Source organism: Streptomyces sp. NPDC052682 (assembly GCF_040678435.1).
GTDB lineage: Bacteria > Actinomycetota > Actinomycetes > Streptomycetales > Streptomycetaceae > Streptomyces.
In genome coordinates, this window is sequence record NZ_JBFATS010000004.1 from 167,793 (window position 1) to 179,838 (window position 12,046).

Sequence of the window (12,046 nt, forward strand, 5' to 3'; positions counted from 1 at the left end):
CTCGTACGCTTCTGCGCCCCCTGGTGAAGACACCGGCACCGCGCGTTCCGTTCCCGGCAGCCGGCACCCGGTAAATCCGTGGCAGGCCCTGCCGTCCGCCGACTAGGCTCCTGCGCTTCGGTGCCAGGCGCGCTGCCGACGGGTGGGGAGGGCTGTGGGTGTGGGCTCGGGACGGTTGTACGCGGCCGTCGCGGCGGGGGGCTTCCGACGGTACGCGACGTATCGGGCGGCCACGGTCGCCGGGGTGTTCACCAACACTGTCTTCGGCGTGATCCTCGTCTACACCTACCTGGCCCTGTGGGACGAAAGACCCCACCTGGGAGGGTACGACCAGGCGCAGGCCGTCACCTTCGTGTGGGTCGGGCAGGCGCTGTTCAAGACGCTCGGCGTCAGCGGGGGCGGCTTCGAGGACGAGCTGATCGAGCGCATCCGTACGGGTGATGTCGTCACGGACCTGTACCGGCCCGCCGACCTCCAGCTGTGGTGGATGGCGACGGACGGGGGCCGGGCGCTGTTCGAGCTGTTCGGGCGCGGGGTGGTGCCCTTCGTGTTCGGGGCGCTGGTCTTCGACCTGGCGCTGCCGGCAAACGTGCTGACGTGGCTGGCGTTCCTGGTCGCGCTGGTGCTGGCGTGGACGGTCGGCTTCGCCGTCCGCTTCCTGGTGGCGCTGTCGGCGTTCTGGCTGATCGACGGCACCGGTGTGACGCAGATCTCGTGGTTCGTCGGGTTCTTCTGCTCGGGGATGCTGCTGCCGCTGAACGTCTTCCCGGGCGCCTTCGGCGAGGTCGTGCGGGCGCTGCCCTGGGCGTCGATCCTCCAGGCCCCCGCCGACGTCCTCCTGGGCGCGGCCGACCCCGTGGGCACGTACGCCTTCCAGGCGATGTGGGCGGTCGTCCTGCTGACGGCGGGCCGGCTGGTGCAGTCGGCGGCGACCCGGCGGGTGGTGGTCCAGGGTGGGTGAGCCGGCCGGCGTGCGCGAGCGAGGGGCCGCGCTGGAGGGCGTACGGGCCTACGGCCTGGTCGCCCGGATGTGGATCCGCTCGACCCTGGCCTACCGGGCCTCCTTCGCGCTGACCCTGATCACCAACTTCGCGGTGACCGGGCTGGACTTCGTGGCGATCCTGCTGATGTTCTCCCGCGTGGAGGAGCTCGGCGGCTGGTCGCTGCCCGAGATCGCCTTCCTGTACGGCCTGTCCGGTGTCGCCTTCGGGCTGGCGGACCTGCTGGTCGGCGGCATCGAGCGGCTGGGGCGCCGGGTGCGCGACGGCACGCTGGACACCCTGCTGGTGCGGCCCGCGCCGGTGCTGGCGCAGATGGCCGCCGACCGTTTCGCGCTGCGCCGCCTGGGCCGGATCACCCAGGGCCTGCTGGTGCTCGGCTACGCGCTGACCCGGCTGGACATCGCCTGGACCCCGCTGAAGCTGCTGCTGATGCCGGTGATGGTGCTCAGCGGCGGGGCGATCTTCTGCGCGGTGTTCGTCGCGGGCGCGGCCTTCCAGTTCCTGGCCCAGGACGCCGCCGAGGTGCAGAACGCGTTCACCTACGGCGGTACGACCCTGCTGCAGTACCCGCCGACCGTGTTCGCCACGGAGCTGGTGCGCGGGGTGACCTTCGTGCTGCCGCTGGCCTTCGTCAACTGGGTGCCCGCCGCGTACGTGCTGGGCCGGCCGTACCCGCTGCACCTGCCGGACTGGGTGGCGTTCCTCGGGCCGCTGGTCGCCGCCGGGTGCTGCGCGCTGGCGGGGGTGGCCTGGCGGGCGGGGCTGCGTTCGTATCGGAGTACAGGGAGTTGATCCGGCAGTGGAGAGCGGCTTCATCGAACTCGACCGCGTGGAGAAGGTCTTCGACGTGCGCAGGAAGACCGGCTTCCTCAAGCGGGAGCGGCGGCAGGTACGGGCGGTGGACTCGCTCTCCTTCACGGTGGCGCGCGGCGAGATGGTCGGTTACATCGGGCCCAATGGCGCCGGGAAGTCCACGACGATCAAGATGCTGACCGGCATCCTCACCCCGAGCGGCGGCCGGCTGCGGGTGGCCGGCATCGACCCGTCCCGGGAACGGACCCGCCTCGCGCACCGTATCGGGGTGGTGTTCGGGCAGCGGACCACCCTGTGGTGGGACCTGCCGCTGATCGACTCCTACCGGCTGACGCACCGCATGTACCGCATCCCGGACGCCCGTTACCGCGCGAACCTCGACCGGCTCGTCGAACTGCTGGACCTGTCCGGCCTGCTGGACGTCCCGGTCCGGCAGCTCTCCCTGGGCCAGCGCATGCGCGGGGACATCGCGGCGGCGCTGCTGCACGACCCGGAGGTGCTCTACCTCGACGAGCCGACCATCGGCCTGGACGTCGTCTCCAAGGCCAGGGTGCGGGAGTTCCTGCGCGACCTGAACGCCGAGCGCGGCACCACCGTGCTGCTGACCACCCACGACCTGCAGGACATCGAGCAGTTGTGCTCCCGGGTGATGGTCATCGACCACGGCCGCCTGATGTACGACGGCCCGCTCACCGGGCTGCACGAGGCGGGGGAGAGCGAGCGGACCCTGGTGGTGGACCTGGAACGCGAACTGCCCCCGATCGACGCCCCGGCACCCGCGCGCGTGGTCCGCGTCGAGGGACCGCGCCAGTGGCTGGCGTTCCCGGCGACGGAGTCGGCCGCCCCGCTGGTGGCCCGGATCGCGGCGCGGTACCCGCTGCTGGACCTGTCGGTACGGGAGCCGGACATCGAGGCGGTGATCGCCAAGATGTACGTCGAGCAGGCCGAGCGGGCCGGCCGGGCGCCCGGCGAGTCGGTCTCGTAGCCGCGCGCCCGGGTAACTCGTAGGCTGCTGTGTATGACCGACGACGCAGCCCCGGACCTCCGCGCCTCCGACGCCGACCGTGAGCGGGTCGCCGAGATCCTGCGGGACGCCCTCGCCGAGGGCCGCCTGGACATGGCGGAGTTCGAGGAGCGGCTGGACGCCACCTACAAGGCGCGCACCTACGGGGAACTGGCACCGATCACCCGGGACCTGCCCGCCGGGAACGGCGCGGCCGTGCCGTCCGTGCCGTCCGTGTCGCTGCACAAGGAGCCCGCCGGGCAGGGGAGTTGGGCGCAGCGGATCGTCGGCGGCGAGGGGTCCTCGACGTGGGCCGTCGCCGTGATGTCCGGCTTCCAGCGCAAGGGGCGCTGGACCGTGCCGCGCCGGTTCACCTGCTTCGCCTTCTGGGGCGGCGGGGAGATCGACCTGCGCGAGGCGAACTTCGCGGACCGCGAGGTGGAGATCAACTGCATCGCGATCATGGGCGGGGTGGAGATCGTCGTGCCGCCCGGCGTGGAGGTCGTCGTCCAGGGCATCGGGATCATGGGCGGCTTCGACCACCGCGAGGAGGGCGTGCCGGGCGACCCCGGCGCCCCGCGGGTGGTGGTGACCGGCTTCGCCTTCTGGGGCGGGGTCGGCGTCGAGCGGAAGCTGCCCCGGGCGGAGCGGCAGCGGCTCAAGGAGGAGCGCCGCCGGCAGAAGCTGGAGCGCGGGGCCGGGCGACGGGAGCTGGACGGCTCCCGCCACGACCTCCTGGGCGGCGACCCGCACGGCCTGCACGACCCGCACCGCAGGGAGCGGGACTAGCGGCCGTCCGGGCCGCGCCCGCTCACAGCAGGAACGGCAGGTTCACGACCAGGGCGATGTAGGCGAGCGTGCCCACGGTGCCGAGCAGGACGAACAGGCCGTAGTGCACGTGGTGCCAGGGCCTGCGCAGCTTGGGGAAGCGCTGCTTGACCTCCCGCCACTCCAGGAAGCCGCTGTCGTGCAGCGGCACGGGCAGCTGGTGCCACAACTGCGCGAGCCCCCTCGCGTCCCAGGTCCGCGGGTCGATCATGACGGGCCGGGCCTGGTGCGCGGTGATGACGATCCGGGTGCTGTGCGGGCCCTGGATCGGCAGGTCCACCTGGTGCAGCCCGGTGAGGGCGGACACCGGGGCACGCAGCACCCGGCGGTTGAACCGGTTGCGGACGGTGAGGACCCCCTCGTCCAGGACGATGCCGGCGTTGGCCCAGCGCAGTGCGCCCAGCAGGCCGATCCACACGAACGGGAACAGCACCGCCAGCAGCCCGATCACCAGACCGCGGCTTCCCGAGCCCTCCGACGTGCCACGGCCCTGGGCCATCATCAGCCCGACGCGCGCTGCGCCGAGGACGACCACCGGCGAGCTCAACAGCAGGGCGCGCTTGACGTTCCCGTTGTCCGGCCGGACCGAGACCCAGGCCTCGTCCACCTCCTGCGGCAAACCGGTGAGAGGGCCGTCGCCCGCCGGCCGGGCCGTGACCGGGGTGTCGTCCTTGTGCATCGCATCTCCCCCCTCGCTCTCCCGCGTCGCCTGCGCAGGGAGCCGGATCGTAGCCGCCGGTGCCGCGGTCGTGGCAGTGGTTCGCCGCGCCCGCCGGTGTCCGCGCAGGCGGGGGCGGGCCGCACGCGGCACGACAGGTCCCCGGACCGGCCCGGACCGGGGACGTACGACCAGGCCCCACACCGTCAGGAACCCGCCTACAGTGGCGATGTGGAGGAGTGGGAGCCCGAGGTGCCGCCGAGGGCGGCGTTCGCCGCCGCGTTGAGGCGGCTGCGGCGTCAACTTCCCGACTGCTCGGACGAGATGCTCGCCCGGCGGGCGAGCCGGACGGTACTGCCGTCCGGGCGCCGGGTCGAGGTCAACGCCCGCCGGCTGGGCGAGTGGGTGAACGGACGGTCGGTGCCGCGCGACGTCCACGCCGTGCTGGCGGTCGTGCGCGCCGTGGAGTCGGCCGCCGGGCCCGTGTCCGGCCGGCTGTCCCTCGCCGACTGGGAGCGGCTGTGGCGGGCGGCGTACGAGGACCGCGGCGCGGGGGCGTCCGGCCCTTCCCCGGCCGCCGGGCAAGGCCCGCCGGACGTGGTCGTCGGCCGGCCGCCGAGCGACGCGGCCTCGTTGCGGGACAGACCCGCCCTGTCCGGCGAGATCGACACGGCCCTGCGGGACGGGGCGGTACGGGAGGTCGTCCTGACCGGGGCGGGCGGTGTGGGCAAGTCACAGCTCGCCGCGGCGGCGTTCCACCGCTTCCGGCAGCCGGGCGGGGTACGGGTCTGGGTGCCCGCGTCCTCCCGCCAGTCGGTGCTCTCCACGTATGCCCGGGCGTGGCGGGTGGTCTCCGGCGAGGAGGGCGGCGGGCGCGGCTGGGACGACGAGGCGCAGGCCGACCTGTTCCTCGCCTGGCTGCGTACGACGACGCGGCCGTGGCTCGTCGTCCTGGACGACGTGGACGACCCGGCGGACCTCGCGGGGATGCGGCCGGCCGGGGAACACGGCAGGAGCCTGCTGACCACCCGGCGGCGGGACGCGGCGGTGATCCGGCCGTCCTCCCGGCTCGTCCAGGTGGGCACCTTCACGCCCGAGGAGTCGGTCGGCTACCTGCGCGCACGGCTTCCCTCGCACGAGGACGCGGACGGGGAGCTCGGGGCCCTGGCGCACACACTCGGCCACTTCCCGCTCGCGCTCTCCCAGGCCGCCGCCTTCCTCATCGACACCGGCCTTCCCCTGACCTCCTACCGCGCACTGCTGGAGGATCAGCGGGAGTCGCTGTCCGACCTGCTGCCCGCCAGCTCCCCGGCCGACGAGCACGGCGGCACCGTCGCCTCCGCCGTGCAGCTCGCCCTCGCACGGGCCGAGGACCTCGCTCCCGCCGGAAGCGCCAGGGCCGCCCTGCACCTGCTGTCGATGCTCGCCCCGGACGCGGTGCCGGAGGCGGTGCTGCACACACGGGCGGCCCGCCGCTGGCTCACCGACGGCGCGGACGGCCCAGGCGACTCAGATCGCGCTCCCGGCGACCCGGATCGCGCTCCCGGCGACCGGAACCGTGTTCCCGGCGACTCAGATCGCGCTCCCGGCGACCCGGACCGTCTCGCTGACCGTCTCGCTGGCCGGCCAGCCGAGCGGGCGTCGCTGCTGGCGTTGCGGGCCCTGCACCGGCTCAGCCTCGTCACCCACGACTCCTGCCGTACGCCGGCCACCGTCGAGGTGCACGCCCTGGTGCAGCGCGCGGCACGCGAGACCGTTCCCCCGCGGGTCCGGCCCCTCCTGGCCCGGGCCGCCGCCGACGCGCTGGAGGAACTGTGGTCCTCCACGGCGGAGGCGGACTACCGGCCGGAGACCGAGGCGGCCCTGTACCGCAGCGCCGACGTGCTGCGCCGTACGGCGGCCGCCGACCTGTTCGGCGACGGGCGCATGCATCCCGTCCTGCGCCGCCTCGGGCCGTATCTGGCCGGACTCGGCCGGGACGGCGCGGCCCGGGATCTCGGCCGGGAGCTGCTGGCACAGGCCCGGGACCGGCTCGCGGACGGGCACCGCGACATCCTGTACCTGCGGTGCCAGATCGCGCTGGCCACCGGGGAGCTCGGCGAGGCGGCCGCCGCGCACGCGGCGCTGCGGGAGATCAGGGAGGAAGCCGAACGGGCCCTGGGTGCCACCGACCCCGACACCCTGGCCCTGCGCCTGTACGAAGCGCGCTTCCAGATGGAGGCGGGCGCGGCCGCCGCCGCGGCGGACCGCTTCGCCGCACTCGTGGAGCAGGCGGCACGCCGCCTCGGCCCGGACCATCCCCTGGTGCTCGAGGCAGGCGGCTACGGGGCGCTGTGCCACGGTCTGGCCGGGGACGCCGCGCGGGCCCGGGACGCCTGCGCCGCACTCGTCCCGGCGCTGGAGCGGCGCCTCGGCGCCGGGCACCCCCTGACGCTGCGGACCCTCGCCGACCTGGGCCGGTGGGCCGGGGAGGCGGGCGACACCTCGGCCGCCGTCGAGACCCATGTGCGGGCCGTGACAGGGCTGGAGGCCACCTGCGGGCGGCTGCACCGGGACACCCTGATCGTCCGGCACAACCTCGCGTACTGGCGCGGTCTCGCGGGTGATCACGCCCGCGCGGTGGAGGAGTTCGCCACCGCGGCGCAGGACGCCGAGCGCGCGCTCGGCGCCGACCACCCGACCACCCTGACGTACCGCGTCAACCTGGCGTTCTGGCGCGGGCTCGCCGGTGAACCGGCCCCGGCGCTGGCCGACCTGGCCGGCCTCCAGAGTGCCGTCGACCGGGTGCTCGGCGCGGATCACCCGCGCGCCCTGCGGACCCGGCAGCAGCGGGCCGAGCTCATGGAACGCGCCGGGGACCGCGACGCGGCCACGGCCCTGCTCACCGCGCTGCTGGCCGACATGGTCCGGGTGCAGGGCGAGGACCACCCGCGCACCCGCGAGGTCGCGCGGTCCCTGGCCCGCCTCGCGGGACCGGAGTCCTGAGCGGGCTCCTACAGCCGCGCCGGCGCGGCCCCCTTCAGGTCGTCCAGGTCGAAGGCCTGCGCCATCCGCGCGTACCCCTGGTCGCTGGGGTGGAGATGGTCACCCGAGTCGTAGTCGGCCCGCAGCCGGCGCGGGTCGTACGGGTCGCGCAGCGCCCTGTCGAAGTCGACCACCGCGTCGTACACCCGTCCGGCGCGGATCTCGGCGTTGACGGCCTGCCGGACGGACTCGCGGGCGTCGGTGTAGCCGCGGTGGCCGCCGAACGGCATCAGCGTCGCGCCGACGACCTTCAGGCCGCGCGCGTGCGCCCGGTCGACCAGGGTGCGCAGCCCGCCGACGATCCGGTCCGGGTCGGCGAGCCTCGGGTCGCGCAGGATGTCGTTGACGCCGAGGTCGATGACGACGACCTTGACGTTGGTCCGGCCGAGCACGTCCCGCTCGAAGCGGTTCAGCCCGCTGGGGTTGTCGGCGGGGCGGCCCAGGCCGTCGGTGAGCACGCGGTTGCCGCTGATGCCCTGGTTGACGACGCTGTAGCGGGGCACGTCCCGGCCCGACTCGACCGCCGCGCGCAGCCGGTCCGACAGGACGTCGGGCCAGCGGCGGTTGGCGCCCACGGTGGAGGTGATGCCGTCGGTGAGCGAGTCGCCGAGGGCGACGACCGTCCCGGCGGAGTCGTTGCTCAGCACGTCCAGCGCCGTCACGTACCGCCAGTACCGCGTCTGTTCGGTGTACGCCGCGGCGGCCACGTCCTCGGTGCGGTCGCCCTGGGCGATGAAGGAGACCTGGCGGGCGTGCGGGTGGTAGGTGACCGGGCCGGAGGGGGTGGGGGAGTAGGTGGTGACCAGGACGTCGCCGTCGTGCGGCACGGTGACGCGGACGGCGTCGCTGGCCACCTGCCCGCCGGCCGGGATGACGACCGTGGGGTTGCCGTTGAAGGTGAGCCGCCGCATGGTCGGCGCGAGCGCGGCGGCGGTGCCGTCCCCGGCGGCGACGGCGATCGAGGCGTGCGTGATCGTCAGCGGTGACTGGCCGTAGAGATTGGACAGCGTGACGCGGGCACTCGTACCACCGGCGCTGGTGTGGACGACGTTGCGCACCGAGCGGCCCGCCATGCCGGTGTTCTCGGTCCCCGGCTCCGCCGCGGCGGGGGAGGTGGACCAGGCGCCGACCCACGTGCCGGTGGAGGCGGGTGCGGCGGAGTTGTGGGGACGACGCCCGTCGGCGAGTGCGTCGCGGTTGTGCGTACCGGCGTCGGCCGCCACTCCGAAGTAGATGGCGGCGGAAAGAGCCACGATCACGGCGATGATCGCGGTGAGCAGGGCACGGTGTTTTGCGGGGGGCAACCCCACACCCCCCTCACGACCCTGGGTCATGCTGTGCAGTTCTCCTAGAACGATGGGAGCTCAGGGCTCCGATCTGATGAGCCCATGATGCGTCATGGGCATGAGGGGAACCCGGCAGGACCCCGCCACATTCCCCCTCCCGACAGACGCCGGGAACTCCTGATCCGTTCCGGGAGTAGGTCAGGAAGGGACAATTGTGTGCGGGATCACCGAACGGGTGGAGCGGATGGAACGGATCAGAGCGGCAGACAAGGCCACCGGCGGACCCGGGGAGCAGCATGCCCGGTCCGGCGCCACCCCCAACCGCGCGATGACCGTCTTCAGTCCGGCGGACGAGGAGAAGCGGCGCGGCGTACGCCGGATGAAACTCACCGCCACCGGCCTGTTGCTGCTGGTGGCCCTGATCTACGTCCTCGCCACATGGGCGCACCACGCGGGTGCCGGCGCCTGGGCGGGCTACGTCGCCGCGGCCGCCGAGGCCGGCATGGTCGGCGCGCTCGCCGACTGGTTCGCCGTCACCGCCCTGTTCCGCCACCCCCTCGGCATCCCCATCCCGCACACCGCGATCATCCCCACCAAGAAGGACCAGCTCGGCATCTCCCTCGGCGAGTTCGTCGGCGAGAACTTCCTCTCCGAGGACGTCGTACGGCAGCGGCTGCGCACCGTCGGCATAGGCAGCCGGCTCGGTGCCTGGCTGGCGGTGCCCGAGCACGCCGACCGGGTGACGGCCGAACTGTCCACGGCCCTGCGCGGCGCCCTGACGGTGCTGCGCGACTCCGACGTCCAGGCGGTGGTCGGCGAGGCCATCACACGGCGCGCCAACGCCCAGGAGATCGGGCCCGGCCTCGGCAAGATGCTGGAGAAGGTCGTCGCCGACGGCGGCCACAAACGGTTCGTCGACCTGATCGTCTCCCGCGCGCACGACTGGCTGGTCCTGCACCGCGAGGAGGTCATGGACGCCGTGGAGGGCGGCGCCCCCGGCTGGACCCCGCGCTTCGTCGACCGCAAGGTGGGCGAGCGGGTCTACAAGGAACTGCTGCGCTTCACCACCGAGATGCGCGACATGCCCGCCCACCCCGCGCGCGGCGCCCTGGACCGCTTCCTCACCGACTTCGCCTCCGACCTGCAGTCCGACTCCGACACCCGCGCCCGCGTCGAGCGGCTCAAGGGCGAGGTGCTGGGCCGCGGCGAGGTCCAGGACCTGATCGCCTCCGCCTGGTCGGCCGTACGCGGCATGATCGTCGCGGCGGCGGAGGACGAACGCAGCGAGCTGCGGCTGCGCGTCCGCGCCTCCCTGCTCTCCCTGGGCGCCCGCATGGCCACCGACCCCAGGCTCCAGGGCAAGGTCGACGGCTGGGTGGAGGGCGCGGCGGTGTACGTCGTCACCACCTACCGCAAGGAGATCACCTCCCTGATCACCGACACGGTGGCCGGCTGGGACGCCGAGCACACCACGCGGAAGATCGAGGCCCACATCGGCCGCGACCTGCAGTTCATCCGCATCAACGGCACGGTGGTGGGGTCACTGGCGGGATTGCTGATCTACACCGTGTCGCGGGTCCTCGGGGCGTAGGGCCGCCCCTGTGCCGGTTCGGCTGCGACCGGGCCTGCATCGATCAGCCCGTTCCGGCGCTTGAGGACGAGGCCGTTCAGGCCGAAACGGGGGGCGGGGGGGGCGGCGGCCCCCGGGCTCGGGCAGCAACGCCGGGACCCGGGCAGCAACCCGGGGCGAGCGACCGGGCGCAGGGCGTAAAGCCGGAGGCCCAGGGCACTCGACGGTGGTTCCGCTCAGCGTGGAGCGAGGAGGAGGGAGCCCATGGCCAGCGCCGCACCGGCCGAGACCGGCCGTACCGTCACCACCGACATACCCGCCCGTCTCGACCGTCTGCCATGGTCACGCTGGCACTGGACGATCGTCTTCGGGCTCGGCACGGTCTGGATCCTCGACGGCCTCGAAGTCACCGTCGTCGGCAACATCGCCGGCCGCCTGTCCGAGCCCGGCAGCGGCCTGCCCATCACCTCCGGGCAGGTCACCGGCCTCGCCGCCGCCCTGTACGTCGCCGGGGCCTGCGCGGGCGCCCTGTTCTGGGGCCGCCTGACCGACAAGTGGGGGCGCAAAAAGCTCTTCATGATCACCCTGGCCGTCTACCTGGGCGCCACGGCCCTGACCGCCGTCTCCTTCGACAGCTGGTGGTTCTTCCTCTTCCGGTTCCTCACCGGCTTCGGCATCGGCGGCGAGTACGCGGCCATCAACTCCGCGATCGACGAACTGATCCCCGCGGAGTACCGCGGCCGTGTCGACCTGATGATCAACGGCAGCTTCTGGCTGGGCGCGGTCGGCGGCTCGCTGCTGTCCATCGTCGCGCTGAACACCGAGATCCTGCCCAAGGACGTCGGCTGGCGCCTGACGTTCGCGCTCGGCGCGGTCCTCGCCCTGGTGATCCTGCTGGTCCGCCGGCACGTCCCCGAGAGCCCGCGCTGGCTGCTCATCCACGGCCGTGACGAGGAGGCCGAACGCATCGTGTCCTCCATCGAACGCACGGTGGAGGCGCAGAAGGGGCAGCCGCTGGCCCGCCCCGAGGGCGAGATCACCATCCACCAGCGCCGCAGCGTCACCTTCCTGGACATCGCCCGCACGGTGTTCGGCACGTACCGCAAGCGTGCCACCCTGGGCTTCGCCCTCTTCATCGGCCAGGCGTTCCTGTACAACGCCATCACCTTCGGCTTCGGCGCGATCCTGGCGACCTTCTTCGACGTGCCGACCGGCAACACCGGCTACTACTTCGCCGTCATCGCGCTCGGCAACTTCTTCGGCCCGCTGCTGCTCGGCAAGCTCTTCGACACGGTCGGCCGCCGCATCATGATCTCCGGCACCTATCTGCTGTCCGGCCTGCTGCTCTTCGGCACCGCGTGGCTGTTCGACCGCGGCTCGCTGACCGCGGGCACCCTGACGGCCTGCTGGTGCGCGGTGCTGTTCTTCGCCTCGGCCGGCGCGTCCAGCGCCTACCTGACGGTCTCCGAGGTCTTCCCGATGGAGACCCGCGCGATGTCCATCGCCTTCTTCTACGCCCTCGGCACCGCCGCCGGCGGCATCAGCGGCCCCCTGCTGTTCGCCGACCTCACCGGCACGGGCAAGGTCGGCGACACGGTCCTCGCCTTCCAGATCGGCGCGGGCCTGATGTGCGCGGCGGGCCTGGTGGCGGCGCTGCTGGCGGTCCGCGCCGAGCGCCGTTCCCTGGAGGACATCGCCCGCCCGCTGACCGCGGCGGCGTCGGCGGCCAAGGACCGCGCGGCGACGTCCCAGAGCGGCACGTCACGGGGTTCCCGCCCGGCCACGGCGTAACGGCGAACGCAAGTGGTGGGGGGGGCGGGGCGGGGGGGGGCGCCACTACGAATTGGTAAAAAAGACAGGGCC

At 73.4% G+C, this 12,046-nt stretch carries 9 protein-coding genes; 7 read left to right on the plus strand and 2 right to left on the minus strand.

The window, feature by feature from the left end; translation table 11 throughout:
• The first annotated feature begins 160 nt into the window (after positions 1 to 160).
• From AB0K80_RS07660 to AB0K80_RS07675, 4 genes are all read left to right on the plus strand, one after another.
• Positions 161 to 961, plus strand: coding sequence for an ABC-2 family transporter protein (locus AB0K80_RS07660; RefSeq protein WP_365666904.1), 801 nt, complete (start codon positions 161 to 163; stop codon positions 959 to 961).
• 67 nt (positions 962 to 1,028) lie between these two features.
• A complete protein-coding gene (locus AB0K80_RS07665; RefSeq protein ID WP_365667296.1) occupies positions 1,029 to 1,793 on the plus strand; it encodes an ABC transporter permease in 765 nt (254 codons plus the stop codon).
• Positions 1,794 to 1,800: 7 nt separating this feature from the next.
• Positions 1,801 to 2,799: an ABC transporter ATP-binding protein gene (locus AB0K80_RS07670; RefSeq protein ID WP_365666905.1), complete on the plus strand. Its 999-nt coding sequence runs from the start codon at positions 1,801 to 1,803 to the stop codon at positions 2,797 to 2,799.
• A gap of 33 nt (positions 2,800 to 2,832) precedes the next feature.
• Entirely contained in the window at positions 2,833 to 3,606 is a 774-nt protein-coding gene (locus AB0K80_RS07675) for a DUF1707 domain-containing protein (protein WP_365666907.1), read from the plus strand.
• 22 nt (positions 3,607 to 3,628) lie between these two features.
• On the opposite strand, the gene AB0K80_RS07680 is transcribed toward AB0K80_RS07675, so the two are convergent.
• A complete protein-coding gene (locus tag AB0K80_RS07680; protein WP_365666909.1) occupies positions 3,629 to 4,324 on the minus strand; it encodes a hypothetical protein in 696 nt (231 codons plus the stop codon).
• Between the two features lie 210 nt (positions 4,325 to 4,534).
• On the opposite strand from AB0K80_RS07680, the gene AB0K80_RS07685 reads away from it, so the two are divergent.
• Positions 4,535 to 7,288, plus strand: coding sequence for a tetratricopeptide repeat protein (locus AB0K80_RS07685; RefSeq protein ID WP_365666911.1), 2,754 nt, complete (start codon positions 4,535 to 4,537; stop codon positions 7,286 to 7,288).
• Between the two features lie 8 nt (positions 7,289 to 7,296).
• Here the strand turns inward: AB0K80_RS07685 and AB0K80_RS07690 are convergent, their stop codons facing one another.
• Complete coding sequence (locus tag AB0K80_RS07690; RefSeq protein ID WP_365666913.1) at positions 7,297 to 8,661, minus strand: SGNH/GDSL hydrolase family protein; 1,365 nt, start codon at positions 8,659 to 8,661, stop codon at positions 7,297 to 7,299.
• Positions 8,662 to 8,857: 196 nt separating this feature from the next.
• Between AB0K80_RS07690 and AB0K80_RS07695 the strand changes: the two genes are divergently transcribed.
• Together AB0K80_RS07695 and AB0K80_RS07700 are read left to right on the plus strand one after the other, a co-directional pair.
• Positions 8,858 to 10,204 carry a DUF445 domain-containing protein gene (locus tag AB0K80_RS07695; RefSeq protein ID WP_365666915.1) on the plus strand — a complete coding sequence of 449 codons (1,347 nt, stop codon included), beginning with the start codon at positions 8,858 to 8,860 and terminating at the stop codon, positions 10,202 to 10,204.
• A gap of 243 nt (positions 10,205 to 10,447) precedes the next feature.
• Positions 10,448 to 11,974 carry an MFS transporter gene (locus tag AB0K80_RS07700; RefSeq protein ID WP_365666916.1) on the plus strand — a complete coding sequence of 509 codons (1,527 nt, stop codon included), beginning with the start codon at positions 10,448 to 10,450 and terminating at the stop codon, positions 11,972 to 11,974.
• Positions 11,975 to 12,046: the final 72 nt, after the last annotated feature.

What these genes read in the sequence shown, in the direction of transcription:
- AB0K80_RS07690 (WP_365666913.1), bottom strand. Translation starts at nt 8,661, where the DNA reads ATGACCCAGGGTCGTGAGGGGGGTGTGGGGTTGCCCCCCGCAAAACAC.
- AB0K80_RS07695 (WP_365666915.1), top strand. Translation starts at nt 8,858, where the DNA reads ATGGAACGGATCAGAGCGGCAGACAAGGCCACCGGCGGACCCGGGGAG.
- AB0K80_RS07680 (WP_365666909.1), bottom strand. Translation starts at nt 4,324, where the DNA reads ATGCACAAGGACGACACCCCGGTCACGGCCCGGCCGGCGGGCGACGGC.
- AB0K80_RS07700 (WP_365666916.1), top strand. Translation starts at nt 10,448, where the DNA reads ATGGCCAGCGCCGCACCGGCCGAGACCGGCCGTACCGTCACCACCGAC.
- AB0K80_RS07675 (WP_365666907.1), top strand. Translation starts at nt 2,833, where the DNA reads ATGACCGACGACGCAGCCCCGGACCTCCGCGCCTCCGACGCCGACCGT.
- AB0K80_RS07665 (WP_365667296.1), top strand. Translation starts at nt 1,029, where the DNA reads ATGTGGATCCGCTCGACCCTGGCCTACCGGGCCTCCTTCGCGCTGACC.